Source organism: Kitasatospora sp. RG8 (assembly GCF_017813315.1).
Classification (GTDB): Bacteria; Actinomycetota; Actinomycetes; order Streptomycetales; family Streptomycetaceae; genus Kitasatospora.
In genome coordinates, this window is record NZ_JAGIYX010000018.1 from 147,856 (window position 1) to 163,280 (window position 15,425).

A 15,425-nucleotide genomic window follows, 5' to 3' on the forward strand; every position below is an offset into this window, starting at 1 on the left:
CTCTGCGCTCCGGCGGGCCGGGGGCTCCACCGTCCGGGGCGCACGCTCCGTTCGGAATTTCCGAACGCCCGGCGTTGTCTCCCTACGGCGTGGAGCTACGCCAACTCAGGACCTTCGAGGCCGTCGCCCGTCACCGCACCGTCACCGACGCCGCCGTCGCACTCGACCTCGCCCCCTCGTCCGTCTCCCAGCAGATCCGGACCCTCGAAGTCGCGCTCGGAGAGGCCCTGTTCGTCCGCGGGCCCAAGGGGATGGGCCTCACCGCCGCCGGGCGGCGTCTCCGGCCCTGGGCGCGTTCGCTGCTGGCCCAGGCCGAGCGGGCGGTCCGCGAAGTCCGCGGCGAGCGGCGGCTGTTGCGGCTCGGCGCGCTGGAGACCATCGCCGGCTCCCACGTGCCGCAGGTCCTCGCCCGGCTCGCCGAACGCCGGCCCGACATCGACGTCGAGGTGCACTCAGACCGCGCCCGCGACGGCCTGCTCTCCGACGTGACGGAGGGCCGGCTCGAAGCGGCCCTGCTGCTGGACTCCGGCAGCGACCTCGGCGGACTCGGCTTCCCCGCCCCGGCCGGGCCGCTCGCCTTCCTCGACCTCGACCCCGTCCCGCTCACCCTGGTCGCCGCGCCCGGCCACCGCCTCGCCGCCCGTACGGAGCTGACCTCCGCGGACCTCCACGGCGAACGGCTCCTGGTCAACGTCCCCGAGTGCTCCTTCTGGATGGCCGGTGACCGGATCCTCGGCCCCGGCCCCAAGCGCGTCCGGGCCGGCGGCGTCCCGGTCATGCGGGCCTGGGCCGAGCACGGTCTCGGCATCACCCTGCTGCCCCGGTTCGCCGTCGCCGACGGCCTCCACTCCGGCGCCCTCGTCGCCCTCGACCTCCCGCTCCCGGACCTCAGCCTCCGGCTGGTCTGGCGGGAGGACCAGGAGGCGCTCCCCGGCCTGCGCGACATCCTGTACGCGGCGGTGGCGGCCGTGCCGTCGGGCGAGCTGTAGGGGAGAGCTGTAGGGGAGAGCTGTGGGGCGCGAGCCCGGGAGCCCGGGGGGCTCGTGACGGTCCGGTCGCGGGTCGCGGGTCGCGGGTCGCGGGTCGCGGTGGGTCGGTGGCTGCGGTGGGTCGGCGGGCCGATGGGCGGCTGCGGCCGCTCAGGTGAGCCCGCCGTTGCTGGCCAGCAGTTGGCCGTTGATCCACTGGCCCTGCGGGGAACAGAGGAACTCGACCAGGTGCGCCGTGTCCTGCGGGGTGCCGAGGCGGCCGAGCGGCGTTCGGCGGAGCACCTTCCCGCGGGCCTCGTCGTCCATCCAACCGGTGTCCACCGGGCCGGGGTTGACGACGTTGGCGGTGACTCCGAGGGCGGCGAGCTCGTGCGCAGCGGCGAGCGTGATCCGGTCCAGCGCGCCCTTGCTCGCGCCGTACGGGAGGTTGCCGACGGTGTGGTCGCTGGTCAGGGCGACGATCCGGCCGGCCCCGGGCGCGCCGGCGAAGCGCAGGCCGAACTCGCGGACCAGGAGCCAGGTGGCGCGCGCGTTGACCGCGAAGTGCCGGTCGAAGCTCTCGACGGTGGTGTCGAGCAGCCCGGAGTCGACCGACTCGCAGTGGCACATCACCAGTGCGGTGACCGTGCCGTGCCGGTGTTCGACCTCGTCGAAGAGCCGGGCCGGGACGTCCGGGTCGGCAAGGTCGGCCTCGTGGGCGCTGCTGGTGCCCCCGTGCCGGGCGACGGACGCGGCGACGGCCTCGGCCGCACCCGGCTCGGCACCCCAGGCCATCCGCCGGTCGTAGGGCGTCCAGTAAGTGAAGGCGATGTCCCAGCCGGCCGCCGCGAGGCGGGTCGCGATGCCCGCGCCGATGCCGACCGTGCGGCCGACCCCGGTCACCAGCGCCACCGGGCGCGCGGCGTCGGTGGGGTCAGCGGGGTCGGTGGGGTCAGCGGGGTCGGCGGGGTCGGCGGGCAGGCTCCGCTCTGCGGCGCGCGGGTGGTCGGCGGTGCGGGGCTGGTCGGCGGCGGTCATGGACGGGATCGTCGGGGACCTTGCCCATGGGTGCAACCGCATTCATGCCACCTGGCATCGTGGCAACTGACTCTGCGGCAACTGACTCTGCGGCAACTGACTATGCGGCAACCGCCCTTGCGGAAAGCGCCTTTGCGGTGCCCCCCTCGGGTCACCGGCCCGGGGGAGGCTGCCCCGGGTCAGTCGCCCTCCGGCCGGCAGCCGCAGGAGCGGCGGACCACCAGGCGCGCGGGGAACGTCCGCGCGCCCGCCGGGGCGGGCTGGTCGTCCGCCTGGGCCTTCAGGACCAGGTCGACGGCGGCGCGCGCCATCTCGTCCTGTGCGGCGGCCACGGTGGTGAGCGGTGGTCCGGCGATGACGGCCTCGGCGATGTCGTCGAACGCGGCGACCGCGAGGTCCTCCGGGACCCGGATGCCCAGGTCGTCGGCGGCCCTGAGCAGGCCGATCGCCTGGTCGTCCGTCGCGCAGAAGACGGCGGACGGGCGGCCGGGGCGGCTCAGCAGCGCGCGGGCTTCGGCGTGCGCCCGGACCCGGTCGAACGGTGCGGCGGTGAGGCGCCCCTCGGCCGTGAGGCCGGCCTCGGCGAGGGCGGCGGCCCATCCGGCGGTCCGGGCGGTCACCGGGTCGTTCGGGCTGAGCGCGAACGTGCCGCCGAAGCAGTGCACCTCGGTGTGGCCGTGCGCCAGCAGGTGCCGCACCGCCTCCTGCGCCCCGCCCTCGTCGTCCGCGACGACGGCGACCCCGCTCGCGGTCTCCGCCCGGTGGTGCAGCAGTACGACGGGCGTGCCGTCGGCGGCCTCGATCCCGGCGGCCCCGGGGACGGACGGGTCCTGCGTCACCAGGATCAGGCCGTCCACCTGCATCCCGAGGAACGCCCGGATGTAGTGGGCCTCGCGCTCGTCCGCGTAGTCCGAGTTCCCGATGAGCAGCAGCCGGCCGCGCTCCGCCGCCGCCTGCTCCACCATGTGGGCGAGCCCCGCGAAGAAGGGCTGCCGGGCGTCCGGCACGACCATGCCGATCAGGTTGGTCCGCCGGCGGGCCATCGCCTGCGCGACCCGGTTCGGCCGGTAGCCGAGCTCCTCGACCGCCGCCAGGACGCGCGCCCGGGTCGCCGCCGCCACCGGGCGCGGGCCGTCGTTGATCACATAACTGACAACCGCGGTAGACGTGCCCGCCGCCCTCGCCACATCGTCCCGCGTCACCCTCGCCATGCCCGCGAGCCTACACACCACCGGTGACAGGTCCGGCCGGAGATCCGCGACACCCGGCGGCCGTCCCGACCACGGTCAGTACAGCTGGTCCGCCGTGACGTCCGCCGAGCGGTCGAGCGCCCGCTTCGCCGTCTCCCCCCTCCTCGCCAGCAGGGTGAGCGTCAGTGCGTCGACCGCCGTCAGATGGGTGATGCGGCTGGCAGTGGTCTCCAGTCCGAAGACGAGGTCCTGGCCGCCGGCCACGAGGGTGTGGGTGGCCACCTCGGTGAGGGGGGAGCGGGCGTAGCTGGTGAGGGCGATCACGGTCGCGCCGGAGTCGCCGGCGCGGCGGGCGATGTCGACCACCGCCTGCGTCGCGCCGGTGTGGCTGACGGCCAGGCAGACCGCGGTGGGCGGAAGCTGGGCGGCGGCGAGCTGGGCGGTGAGCAGGTCGGCGGGGGCGTCGACCGGGAGGCCGAGGGCGCGCAGCCGGTAGGCGGCGTCCAGGGCGACCGCGCCGGAGAGGCCGGCGCCGACGAGCAGGACGTGGCGGGCCTCGTCCAGCGCCTCGGCCGCCGCGCGCAGATCGTCCGCCGTGAGGGTGGTGGCCATCCCGTCGAGCGCCTCGCGGGCGGCCCGGACGGTGTCGGCGAGTGCCCGGGCGGCCGGGTCCCGCTCGTCGGCGGGGGAGGGCGCGGGGGCCGGGGCCTGGCGGACGGCCGCGATCTTCAGCTCCTGGTAGCCGCGGAACCCGAGCCGCTGGCAGGCGCGGACCACGGACGAGGACGCGGTGCCGGCCAGCTCGGCGACGTCGCTCACGCTCAGGTGGACCAGATCGGCGCCCCGGTCGAGGACGACCTGGGCGACACGGGCCTCGGTGCCGCGCAGCTCGCCGAGGTGCGCGCGGATGTGGGCGGCCAGCTGGGATTCCAGGGGAGAAAAGTCGGAACGGTCTTCCATGGATCTAGTGTAGCTTGGAATTCGGTTCCAGACCTGCTGGAGGGGAGCTTTGCCATGCCTGAAACCGCGCTCGCGCTGCCGGGCGGCGGGGCGGCGGCGTCCGTGCCCGTCGCCGTACTCGCCGCGGCGGTCCTGCACGCCGTCTGGAACGGGCTGGCCCACCGGATCCAGGACAAGCTGGTCGGCTTCGCCCTGATCAACCTCGCCTACACGGCCTGTGCGCTGGTCCTGGTCGCGCTCAACCCGTTGCCGGCCGCGGAGTCCTGGCCGTTCCTCCTGGCCTCGGTGACGATGCAGGTGACGTCCCAGGTCCTGCTCCTCCGCGCCTACCAGCTCGGGGACTTCGGGCAGATGTACCCGATCGCCCGCGGCTCGGCGCCGCTGCTGGTGGCGCTGCTCTCGGTGACGGTGCTCGGGCAGGGGCTCGGCGGCGGGGAGCTGCTCGGCGTCCTGGTGATCTCCTGCGGCCTGATCGGGCTCGCCTTCGCCAAGGGGATACCCGGGCGGGCGCAGCTGCCCGCCCTCGGTGCGGCCGCCGGCACCGGCGTGATGATCGCCGCGTACACGGTGTCGGACGGCAGCGGTGTGCGGCACGCCGGGACGGTCGGCGGCTACGTCGCCTGGCTCTTCCTTCTGCAGGGGCCGGTCCTGGCCCTGATCGCCTGGATGCGGCGCGGTCGGAGTCTCCTGGCCGGGTGCCGCGGCTCGGTGGTGCCGGTCGGGATCGTCGGCGGGGTGCTCTCGCTGACCGCGTACGGACTGGTGGTCTGGGCGCAGTCCCGGGGGAACCTCGCCACCATCGCCGCCCTGCGGGAGACGAGCATCGTCATCGCGGCGGTGATAGCCACGGTCGTCTTCCGCGAGCGCCTCGGCCGGCTGCGGATGACCGCCAGTGCCACCGTCCTCGCCGGGATCGTCGTCCTGGAGCTCGCCCGCCCGTGACGCCGGGCCACCTCTCCGGGTGACGCTGCTCAGGGGACGATCACCGACAGCGAGGAGTGGTCCAGCCGGAAGCCGAGCGCCTCGTACACGCGACGGGCGGGGTTGCCCTCGGACACCGCGAGGCCGACCCGGTCGGATCCGGCCAGGGCGAGGCCGGCCAGCGAGCGGCGCAGCAGGTCGCGACCGAGGCCGGGGTAGCTGTGCCCGGGGTGCCGGAAGACGTTCGCGACCCAGGGCACGCCCTCGAAGTGGTTCAGGACGACACCGGCGACGACCCGGTCGTCGGTGTCGACCGCCAGGGTCGCGGCCGGCAGCACCGGCCCGATGAGGCGGCCGGAGAGGAGGAGTCGCAGCTCCTGCTCGCGGCCCGGCCGGTGGTCGGGATGCGCCGGGCCGTAGGCGGCGAGGCAGGCGGGCAGCACCTCCTCGGCGTCACGGTCGCACGGTACCGCGCGGAGCCCGTCCCGCAGCGGGGTCCGCGCCCACGCGGCCCAGCCGGTGGAAGGGGGATCGCCGGCGAGGTCCCGGTACATGGTGTGGCCGTGCCGGAGCACGGTCGCGCCACGGCGGAGCAACTGCTCGCCGAACTCGACGGAACCGGAGACCACCCAGCCGGACATGGACGACAGCACGAACTCCACCGGATCGGCGGCGCTGACGACGCCGCCCCCGATCTCGGCCCCGACCCAGCCCCGGATCTCGGCCCCGATCTCACCCGGGGTCGGCACCGTCAGCAGGTCGGCCCAGGGCCGCCCCTCCCGTTCACCCCGTACGAACCGCACCACAGGAAGGCCGTCGATGTCCCGTCCGAACTCCCAGTCGGATTCCTTCTCCGTCACGCCGTCCGTCCGATCGTCGAGGGTCAAGGTCCGCCCGCCATGCTCGACGGGCGGCCGTCCCGGAATCACCGGAATCAACAGGATGACCCGCCCGGGCCGTCACCGGGCAGGTCGAGGAAGCCGAAGCCGCGAACGGGAGCCGCGGTGGCGCACCCGGGCTTCCGGCGGACCTCGGAGGCGAAGGCTTCGGGCAGCAGCACGGTGAGGCTGGTGCGCGCCGGGTCGCCTCCGGGGCGGCGTCCAGCGTGTCGGGCGGACTCTCGCCCCACCGGACGCCCGGCGCGTCGGCGCCGCCGCCGCGGTGGATGCCGGTCCCTCAGCACGCGGCCCGCCCCCTCGCCGACCTGCCTTCTCGCCGTCCTGCGCCCCAGTAAACGGCGCGTTGCCGCCCTGCGCCCCACCGCCCTGCGCCCCACCGCCCTGCACCCCACCGGCTGCGCCTCGCCGAACCGTGCCCCGCCGACCGGTGTCCTGCCGTCCTGCGTCCGCCGAACCGTGTGGCGCGATGTCGGCCACCCGCTGACCTACATGCTCCCTAGCCTCGGCCGCATGGAGAAGATCACCCCTTTCCGCATCGACTTCCCGCAGGTCGAGCTGGACGACCTCCGGCTCCGTCTTGCCCGCACCCGCTGGCCCGACGAACTGCCGGGTGTGGGCTGGGAATACGGGGTCGCTCTGCCGTACCTGCGGGAGCTTGCCGCGTACTGGGCGGAGGGCTACGACTGGCGTGTGCACGAGGCGCGGCTGAACGAGCTGCCGCAGTTCACCACCGTCGTCGACGGGCAGCACCTGCACTTCCTGCACGTCCGGTCCCCGGAGCCGGGCGCGATCCCGCTGATCCTCACCCACGGCTGGCCGAGCACCGTGCACGACTTCGACCGGATCATCGGTCCGCTCACCGACCCCCGGGCCCACGGGGGCGATCCGGCGGACGCGTTCCACGTCGTGGCGCCCTCGCTGCCCGGCTTCGCGTACTCGGGGCCGACCCGGGAGACCGGCTGGGGCACCCGGCGGATCGCCCGGGCCTGGGCCGAGCTGATGAGCCGCCTCGGCTACCGGCACTACGGGGCCCAGGGAGGTGACTTCGGCGCCATCGTCTCGCCCGAACTGGGCCGTGTCGCCCCGGACGAGGTGCTCGGCGTGCACCTCAACGCGCCGCCGAACGCGTCGTCCCCGGTCGACCCGGCCGAACTCGACCTGCTCACGGCGGCCGAGCGCGAGCGGGCGGCGCAGAACCGGCGCTGGTGGTACGCCCACTCCGGATACGCCACCCAGATGGCGACCCGTCCGCAGACCGTCGGCTACGCCCTCAACGACTCCCCGGTGGGCCAACTCGCCTGGAACCTCGAATGGTTCGTCGACCACGACCCGACCGCGACCCGCCAGTCGCCGCCCTCCCGGGATGCGGTGCTGACCAACGTCACGGCCTTCTGGCTCACCGGAACCGCCGCCTCCGCCGCCCGCCTCTACCGCGAGATCGCCGCCGACGGCTGGGGCCGCCCGGCACCGTCCGGCGTCCCCACCGGCGTGGCCTGCTTCCTCGGTGACCGGGCGATCCGGGGCCTGGCCGAGTTGTCCAACACCATCACCCACTGGTCCGAGTTCGACACCGGCGGCCACTTCGCCTCCCTCCAGGCCCCCGACCTCCTCGTCACCGACATCCGGGCCTTCTTCCGCCCCCTCCGCTGATCACGGCAGGGCAGGGCAGGGCAGGGCCGGGCGGGGCAAGGCAGAGCCGGACCGAGCAGGGCCAGGCCGGGCCGAGCAGAGTCGAGCAGGGCTGCGCAGGGCACGGCCGGCCGAGTCCGGCGGCAGAGCCGATCCGGGGAGCGCCCGGCCTCAGCCGACCACCGCCGCCCGGACACAGAGCACGTCCGGCAGGTGGGAGATCAACAGGGACCAGCTCTCGCCCTCGTCGGGGCTGCCGTAGACGTCGCCGTTGCGGTTGCCGAAGTAGATGCCGGCCGGGTCGGCGTCATCGGTGCGGAGCGCGTCGCGGAGCACGACACCGTAGTGGTCCTCGCCGGGGAGGCCCTTGCTGAGCGGGTGCCAGCTGTCGCCGCCGTCGTCGGTCCGGAAGACACGGCAGCGGCGGTCCGGCGGGATGCGGTCGCCGGCGCCGCCGAGGGGGAAGAGGTAGGCGGTGTCGGCCCGGCGCGGGTGGGCGGCGACGGCGAAACCGAAGTCGGCGGGCAGGCCGTCGGTGACGAACTGCCAGCTGAGGCCCGTGTCGTCACTGCGGTAGACGCCGCCGTGGTTCTGCAGGTAGAGGCGGTCGGGGTTGACGGCGTCCCGGGCGATCTTGTGCACGCACTGGCCGAACTCGGGGTACTGGTTCTCCTCGGGGAGGAACTCGGCGCGCAGGCCGGTGTTGGACGGTTCCCAGGTGCCGCCGCCGTCCTTGCTGCGGTAGACGCCCCCGCTGGAGACGGCGACCAGCAGCCGTTCGGCGTCGCGCGGGTCGGTGAGGACGGTGTGCAGGCCCTGGCCGCCGTAGCCGGCGCCCCACTCGGTGCGCTGCGGATGGGCCCAGAGCGACTCGACCAGGGCGAAGGTCTCGCCGCCGTCCTCGGAGCGGAACAGCGCGGCCGGTTCGGTTCCGGCGTAGACGACTCCGGGTGCCTCGTCACCGGCGGGCTGGAGCTGCCAGACCCGGGTGAGCGAGGCGCCGGTGTGCTCGGGGAAGCGGATGGCGGGCTTGGGCGGTTCGAACCAGCTCGCGCCGAGGTCGTCCGAGCGCCAGACCGACGGGCCCCAGTGGCTGCTGTCGGCACCGGCCAGCAACCGGACCCGGCCCGCCCGGCGGTCGATCGAGACGGAGTAGATCGCGTTCATCGGGAAGTGCGGCCCGCTGAACTCCCAGTTCAGCCGGTCGCGACTGCGGCCGAGAAGGAGGCCCTTCTCGGTTCCGACGGCCAACAGCATCTCGGTCATGCCACACACCACCTGGTCGGTGAAACGGCCCCCCGGGACATCCCTCCACCGGCCAGTGTCCCGCCGTCCACCCGGGGCCACATCTCGCCGCGCCGGTACGCGCCGGTACGCGCGGATGCGGGCGTGTGCGCGCGGTTGTGCGCCTGCACACGCCTGCACACGCCTGCACGTTCCTCGCCGCGCCGACCCCGCCCGAGGCGGCGAGAGGCCCCGAGCCGCCGACCCCGAGCTCCCGAGGCTGAAGCCCGGGGCCGGCGGCTCGGGTCCCCGGGCTCCGCCTGCTCAGCCCCGGCAGCCCTCCAGCAGCCGCAGCCAGACCTCGCTGATCGTGGGGTACGCGGGAACGGCGTGCCAGAGCCGGTCGATCGGCACCTCGCCGACCACCGCCACGGTGGCCGAGTGCAGCAGCTCCGCGACCCCGGGGCCGACGAAGCAGGCACCCACCAGCACCTCCCGGTCCAGGTCGAAGACGACCCGGGCCTTCCCCCGGTAGTCGTCGCCGTACAGCGAGGCACCGGCGACGGCGCCGAGGTCGTGGTCGACCGCCTTGACCCGCAGGCCCTGCCGTTCGGCGGCGTCCAGGGTGAGGCCGATGGCCGCCACCTCCGGTTCGGTGAAGACGACCTGCGGCGCACCGGCGCTGTCGGCGGACGCGGCGTGTGCGCCCCAGCGGGAGGTGTCCAGCGTCCGCCCCTGGGCGCGTGCCACGATCGTCGCGCCCGCGATCCGCGCCTGGTACTTGCCCTGGTGGGTGAGCAGCGCACGGTGGTTGACGTCTCCCGCCGCGTACAGCCAGGCGCCACCCGCGCCACCCGCGCCACCCGCGCCACCAACGTCACCCGCGTCACCCGGGCCGTCCACGCCGAGCACCGTGCAGCTGTCGTCCACGTCCAGCCAGGTGCCGGGCTTGAGGCCGACCTGTTCCAGCCCGATGTCCGCGGTGCGCGGCGCCCGGCCGGTGGCGTACAGGACCTCGTCGGCGGTGAGGCGCTCACCGTCCGCCAGCACCAGCGTGACCCGGGAGCCCTCCGACCCGCCGGAGCCGCCCGATCCGTCCGACGCGCCCGCACGCTCCAGTGAGGCGACCGAGACCCCGAACCGTACGTCCACCCCGGCCGCTCGCAGGCCCTCCGCGACCAGCTCGCCCGCGAACGGCTCCATCCGCGGCAGCAGGGCGTCGCCGCGCACGAGCAGCACCACCTCGGAGCCGAGCGCCCGCCAGGCGGTGGCCATCTCGACACCGACCACGCCGCCGCCGATCACCGCCAGCCGCCCGGGAACGGTGGGCGAACCGGTGGCCTCGCGGTTGGTCCAGGGCCGGGCCTCGGCCAGCCCGGGCACGCCCTCCGGCAGTACCGGGCGGCTGCCGGTGCAGACGGCCACGGCCTGCCGGGCGGTGAGCAGCCGCTCGGTGCCGTCCTCGGCCTCGACGGTGACCGCCCGGACCCCGGCCAGCCGGCCGTGGCCGCGGACCAGGTCGATGCCGGTGTCACGCAGCCACTGCACCTGGCCGTCGTCCTGCCAGTGCGAGGTGAACGAGTCGCGCCGGGCTAGCACCGCGGCCGGGTCCAGCGCACCGCCGCCGACGGCCTCACGGGAGCCGGCCACCGCGCGGGCGCCGGCCAGCGCAGCCACCGGGCGCAGCAGCGCCTTGCTCGGCATGCAGGCCCAGTACGAGCACTCGCCGCCGACCAGTTCGGCCTCCACGATCACGGTGCGCAGGCCGGCGGCGGCGGTCCGGTCGGCCACGTTCTCGCCGGTGGGGCCGGCGCCCACCACGATGACGTCGTACTCCTCGGGTGCGGCCGAGGCGGAAGGAGTGGTCGTCATGCGCGGTCCTCCGTGGTCTCGATGGCCACCCCGGCGCGCAGCGCGAGGGTGACGGGCGTGCGCTCGCAGATGTCGAGCAGCCGGGCGCGCTGATCCTCGTCGAGCGCGCCGGCGAGCGCGACCCGGCGTGCGATCCGGCCGTTGCGTCCGTCCGTCTCGTAGCCGAGCCTGACCCGGACGGTTTCCAGCGGCCACTCCTTGCGCTCCGCGTACATCCGCAGGGTGATCGCGGTGCAGGAGCCGAGCGAGGCGAGCAGCAGGGCGAACGGCTCCGGCCCGCTGTCCGAACCGCCGCGCCGCACCGGCTCGTCGGCGGTCAGTGGGTGCGTGCCCGCCTTCACGTCGACGTGGAACGGGACGTCGGCGGAGCTGCCGGTCACCACGGCGGTGGTGACCCGCCGGAACTCCGGCGCGGCGTCCTTCGCGGCGTCCTGCGTGGAGCCCGGCGCGGCGCTCCCGTTCACGGTTGCACTGACGGTCGGACTGGTGGGACTGGTGGGAGTCTGGCTCATCGCGGGCTCGCCCTAGCTGTCGGTGGGGTCGACGCCGGGCCGGGTGCCGGCGCCGTGCCCATCCTGCGACGATTCGCCCGCCCGGCGCAGCCGAACACGCGGACGGTGCGCTCTCCGCACAGGCCCGGGACCTCCGGGGGACAAGCCGGGGGAGAGCGCGGGGGAGAGTCCGGGAGACAATCCTGCGCGCGCCCCCGGCGGGCCGGTCCGGCAGGCATCTCGGCAGGCACCCCAGGAGACGATCACGGCTCCGGGTCCCGGGTCCCGTGATCGTCTCCCGGGACCCGGTCCGCCTCAGGCCGTCGGGACCGCCGCCAGCTCCGCGAGCACCGCCGCCGTCTCGGCCGGCCGGGAGAACATCGGCCAGTGCCCGGTCGGCACCTCGCGCAGCTCCCACTCCGGGCCGCCGAGCGCCGCGAAGTACGGGTGGCCGGCGGCGATCATCGCCCGGACCTGCTCCAGCGGGAGGGAGCACGAGATCAGGCCCTTCGGCAGCTTGTCCGCCCGGCCGGTCAGCCGTACCGGTTCACTGACCGTCCCGGCCGGCTGGTCGGTGGCCAGTTGGCGGAACCGGGCGAGTCCGGCCTCGTCGATGCCGTCCACACTGGCCCCGCCGGAGGCCAGGACGTCCCAGGCGGGCAGTGGCAGCCGCCAGCCGTCGACCAGCGACGCCTCCAGCGCCGCGCGGTAGGCCGGGTCCCAGAGATCGTGCAGGGCGATGCCGTCGGCGAGCGGGCCGGAGTCGACGAAGACGACCCGTCGGATGCGCTCCGGCACGCGGTCGGCCGCGCCGGAGACGGCGATCGTGCCACCGCTGTGGGCGACCAGGACCACGTCCTGGAGATCCTCGCGGGTCAACAGGTCGGTCAGGTCGGCGATGTGGGTCTCGGCGCTGACCTCGGGCGAGGCCTCGCCGGCCCGCTCGGCGAGGCCGGTCAGGGTCACCGCGTGGACGGTGTGCCCGGCCGCGCGGAGGGTGTCGGCGACCGAGTCCCAGGCCCAACCGCCGAGCCAGAAACCGGGGACGAGTACGAAGGTGCTCATGGTGGATAGGTCCTCTCCGGGCCGGCCGTGCCGTGCTTGCATTCCTCGCGGTGCAGGCTGGTCCAGCCGTGGTTGTTGCGTTCCTTGACTTCCCTGCCGGGCGCGGCGATCGGCGAGCCGATGACACCCGCAGGCGCCCGCCGCTGGTTCGACCCTAGGATCGAATCCGGACAGGACGCGACCGGATTACCGGCCGGATCGGAGGAGTGCGCATGGACCACCCGGTCAGCCGGGTCCTCGCCCTGCTGGAACTGCTCCAGGCCCGGCCCGGACTCACCGGCCCCGAGCTGGCCGAACGGCTGGACGTGGACGAGCGCACAGTCCGCCGCTACACGGCACGGCTGGTGGACCTCGGCATCCCGGTGCAGGCCGAGCGCGGCCGGTACGGCGGCTACCGCCTGCTGCCGGGCTACCGGCTGCCGCCGCTGATGCTCACCGGGGACGAGGCGGCCTCCGTCGTGCTCGGGCTGCTCGCCGGTCGCCGGTCGGGGCTGTCGGTGGGGGAGGAGGCCGCCGAGTCGGCGCTCGCCAAGATCCAGCGGGTGCTGCCTCCGCGGCTGCGCGAGCGGGTCGCGGCGGTGGAGCAGACGCTCGGGCTGACCTCGGCGCCCGCGTCCGGCCCGAACCCGGACGCGGCCGCGCTCTTCACGCTCGCCGAGGCGGCCCGCCGCCGGCGCCGCGTCCGGCTGTCCTACCGGGACCGCGAGGGGGCGGCGAGCGACCGCGAGTTCGACCCGTACGGGCTGGTCTTCCACTCGGGCCGCTGGTACACCACCGGGCTGGACCACCGGAGCGGTGAGCTGCGCACCTTCCGGCTGGACCGGATCCGGTCCGCCGAGCAGGGCGAGGCCGGCTTCGAGCCGCCGGAGGGCTTTGACGCCGTCCAGCGGGTGGTGGAGTCGCTGGGCTCGGTGCCGTGGACGCACGAGGTGGAGGTGGTGCTCACGACCACCCTCGCCGAGGCCCGGCACCGCATCCCGCCCGCAGCCGGGAGCCTCGCCGAGACCGCGGACGGCCGCGTCCTGCTGCGGGCCCGCGCCCAGGACCTCGCCGGGTGCGCGGTGATGCTGGCCGGCCTCGGCTGGCCGTTCACCGTCCGCCGCCCGGACGCCCTGCGCACGGAGGTGCGCGCCCTCGCCGCCCGGCTCACGGAGTGGACCGGGGACGCCCCCTGAGCGGGAGGCCCTGAGCGGGAGGCCCCTGCCCAAGGGACCCTCCTGCCCAAGGGACGCCCCTGCCCAGGGGACACCCCTTCCCGGTGCGCCCCGGCCCGTTGCAGGCCCAGCAGGGCGGGCCGGTCGGGCGGCGGGCTCCCCGTCAGTGCACCGCCGGCGCCAACTCGTCCGCATCGCCCGGCCGTTCACCGGACGCCGCCCCGGTTCCGGGTTCGCGCATCAGTCGCTGCGGGCGGCGGACCAGCAGGTAGCCGACGCCCGCGAGGGTGACCAGACCGACGCCGAGGACCGCGGCCCACACCTGGTACCAGGGCGCGCCGGGCGGCGCGAGGATGGTGCGGGGCCAGCAGATGTTGACCACCTCCAGGCCGGTCCAGAGCACCGCGAGGACGTTGATCACCGTCCCGGCGCGTCCGTACGAGACCGCGCCGGACGGCCGCCAGCCGTCGCGCAGCCGGGCCAGCACGGCGGCCAGGCAGAGCAGGAAGAACGGCAGGAAGGTGGCGGCGGTGCCGAAGGTGATCAGGCTGCCCATCGCCGTGGACTCCAGCCCGAGCGGCAGTGCGGCCGAGCTGACCAGGGTGGCCGCGACGAGGCCGCCGATCGGCGCCCTGTGCCGGTTGACCCGGCGGACCTGAGCCGAGAACGGGAAGACGCCGTCGCGGGCCAGCGAGTAGAGGCCGCGGGCGGCGCCGCCCTGCGAGGCCATCAGACAGGCGGTGAACGAGACCAGGACGACCACCACGAACGGCTTGGCCGACCAGTCGCCGAACCCGGAGGTGACGGCGGTGGTGACCGGGTCGAGGTCCTCGCCGTGCACCACCGCGGCCGGGTCCGGGTGGGCCAGTTCGACGGCGACGGCGTTCAGGACGACCACCACGCCGACGCTCAGCAGGGCCCACCACATCGCCCGCGGCACCTGCCGGCCGGCGTCCTTGGTCTCCTCGGCGGTGGAGACGCAGGCGTCGAAGCCGATGAACGCCCAGCCGCCGACGGCGACCACGGCGAGGAAGGCCGCGCCGGTGGAGACCCCGGCGGTGGCGGGCGCGTCCAGCAGGTCGGTGAGCAGGCCGAAGCCGTGCTGCCGGAAGAAGAGCAGCAGCGCGAAGCCCACGACCACGGAGGCGATCGCCTCGGCGGCGATGCCCAGCGAGACGAACCGGCGCAGCAGGTTGATGCCGTAGGCGTTGACCAGCGTGCAGGCCAGCATGAACGCCAGCGAGACGAACACCAGCTGCGCGGGTGTCGGAGTGAGTCCGAACAGGGCGAAGAACCACGGCGAGGCCAGGTAGGCGACGGTGGTGTTGGCGAACATCACCGCGAACTGCCACATCCAGCCGGTCAGCCAGGCGAAGGTCGGCCCGGCGAGGCGACGGCTCCACTGGTAGGCGCCGCCGGCCAGCGGCCACTGGGAGGCGAGCTCGGAGTAGACCGACACCACCAGCATCTGGCCGATCAGGCAGACCGGGAGCGCCCAGACCCAGGCGCCGCCGGCCACGCCGATGCCGACCTGGCTGACCGCGTAGAGGCCGACCACGGGGGAGACCACGGCGAAGCCCATCGAGATGTTGCCGAGGACGCCGAGGCTGCGCTTCAGCTCCTGCCGGTAGCCGAGCGCGGCGAGCCGCTCGGCGTCGGTACCCGCAGCCCTGCCTGCACCCGCACCCGTGCCTGCGCCCGTACCTGTGCCTGTACCTGTGCCGGCGCCCGCACCCCCAGCCGCAGCCGTGCCCGTACCCGTGCCCGGACCTCCAGCCGTACCTCCAGCCGTACCTGGGTCCGTGCCGGGGGTCCGGGAGATCCGGGATCTTGCGGGGTTCTCGGTCATGGGCGTCCACCTTGCCGTCGTCCGTGGCCCGCCCCGGAGAGGGGCCGCCACAGAAAACTAACTTTGTTAGTCAGGGACGGTAGCCCGCCACCCCGGGGCAGCGGAAGGGCCGAGACCTGCCTGTAATAACGTGAGCCGGAAACCGTGGGCGACACGGCCGGCATT

The 15,425-nt window shown here is 74.8% G+C and carries 13 protein-coding genes; 4 read left to right on the forward strand and 9 right to left on the reverse strand.

What is annotated here, in order from left to right:
- Positions 1 to 89 precede the first annotated feature (89 nt).
- Positions 90 to 989, forward strand: a complete 900-nt coding sequence (locus tag J5Y04_RS25380) for a LysR family transcriptional regulator (protein WP_209414526.1) — start codon at positions 90 to 92, stop codon at positions 987 to 989.
- Between the two features lie 150 nt (positions 990 to 1,139).
- Here J5Y04_RS25380 and J5Y04_RS25385 read toward each other — a convergent pair whose 3' ends face one another.
- From J5Y04_RS25385 to J5Y04_RS25395, 3 genes are all read right to left on the reverse strand, one after another.
- Positions 1,140 to 2,006: an SDR family oxidoreductase gene (locus J5Y04_RS25385; RefSeq protein ID WP_209414528.1), complete on the reverse strand. Its 867-nt coding sequence runs from the start codon at positions 2,004 to 2,006 to the stop codon at positions 1,140 to 1,142.
- Between the two features lie 179 nt (positions 2,007 to 2,185).
- The gene (locus J5Y04_RS25390; RefSeq protein ID WP_209414530.1) at positions 2,186 to 3,217 is read right to left on the reverse strand and encodes a LacI family DNA-binding transcriptional regulator; all 1,032 of its coding nucleotides are present in this window, start codon (positions 3,215 to 3,217) and stop codon (positions 2,186 to 2,188) included.
- Between the two features lie 75 nt (positions 3,218 to 3,292).
- Positions 3,293 to 4,156 carry a MurR/RpiR family transcriptional regulator gene (locus J5Y04_RS25395; RefSeq protein WP_209414532.1) on the reverse strand — a complete coding sequence of 288 codons (864 nt, stop codon included), beginning with the start codon at positions 4,154 to 4,156 and terminating at the stop codon, positions 3,293 to 3,295.
- A 54-nt stretch (positions 4,157 to 4,210) separates the two neighbouring features.
- Here J5Y04_RS25395 and J5Y04_RS25400 point away from each other — a divergent pair, with 54 nt between their 5' ends.
- The gene (locus J5Y04_RS25400; RefSeq protein WP_209414534.1) at positions 4,211 to 5,098 is read left to right on the forward strand and encodes an EamA family transporter; all 888 of its coding nucleotides are present in this window, start codon (positions 4,211 to 4,213) and stop codon (positions 5,096 to 5,098) included.
- A 29-nt stretch (positions 5,099 to 5,127) separates the two neighbouring features.
- Here J5Y04_RS25400 and J5Y04_RS25405 read toward each other — a convergent pair whose 3' ends face one another.
- The gene (locus J5Y04_RS25405; protein WP_209414536.1) at positions 5,128 to 5,937 is read right to left on the reverse strand and encodes an N-acetyltransferase; all 810 of its coding nucleotides are present in this window, start codon (positions 5,935 to 5,937) and stop codon (positions 5,128 to 5,130) included.
- A 549-nt stretch (positions 5,938 to 6,486) separates the two neighbouring features.
- Here J5Y04_RS25405 and J5Y04_RS25410 point away from each other — a divergent pair.
- A complete protein-coding gene (locus J5Y04_RS25410) occupies positions 6,487 to 7,626 on the forward strand; it encodes an epoxide hydrolase family protein (RefSeq protein ID WP_245205387.1) in 1,140 nt (379 codons plus the stop codon).
- A gap of 150 nt (positions 7,627 to 7,776) precedes the next feature.
- Here J5Y04_RS25410 and J5Y04_RS25415 read toward each other — a convergent pair whose 3' ends face one another.
- The 4 genes from J5Y04_RS25415 to J5Y04_RS25430 form a co-directional block, all read right to left on the reverse strand.
- A complete protein-coding gene (locus J5Y04_RS25415; RefSeq protein WP_209414539.1) occupies positions 7,777 to 8,871 on the reverse strand; it encodes a sialidase family protein in 1,095 nt (364 codons plus the stop codon).
- 282 nt (positions 8,872 to 9,153) lie between these two features.
- Entirely contained in the window at positions 9,154 to 10,701 is a 1,548-nt protein-coding gene (locus J5Y04_RS25420; protein WP_209414541.1) for an NAD(P)/FAD-dependent oxidoreductase, read from the reverse strand.
- The gene (locus tag J5Y04_RS25425) at positions 10,698 to 11,165 is read right to left on the reverse strand and encodes an OsmC family protein (RefSeq protein ID WP_209414543.1); all 468 of its coding nucleotides are present in this window, start codon (positions 11,163 to 11,165) and stop codon (positions 10,698 to 10,700) included. Before J5Y04_RS25425 ends, J5Y04_RS25420 begins: the two co-directional genes overlap by 4 nt.
- A 342-nt stretch (positions 11,166 to 11,507) precedes the next feature.
- Entirely contained in the window at positions 11,508 to 12,257 is a 750-nt protein-coding gene (locus J5Y04_RS25430) for an alpha/beta fold hydrolase (RefSeq protein ID WP_209414545.1), read from the reverse strand.
- A 212-nt stretch (positions 12,258 to 12,469) separates the two neighbouring features.
- Between J5Y04_RS25430 and J5Y04_RS25435 the strand changes: the two genes are divergently transcribed.
- Entirely contained in the window at positions 12,470 to 13,432 is a 963-nt protein-coding gene (locus tag J5Y04_RS25435) for a YafY family protein (RefSeq protein ID WP_209414547.1), read from the forward strand.
- Positions 13,433 to 13,574: 142 nt separating this feature from the next.
- Here the strand turns inward: J5Y04_RS25435 and J5Y04_RS25440 are convergent, their stop codons facing one another.
- A complete protein-coding gene (locus J5Y04_RS25440; protein ID WP_209414549.1) occupies positions 13,575 to 15,260 on the reverse strand; it encodes an APC family permease in 1,686 nt (561 codons plus the stop codon).
- Positions 15,261 to 15,425 lie beyond the last annotated feature (165 nt).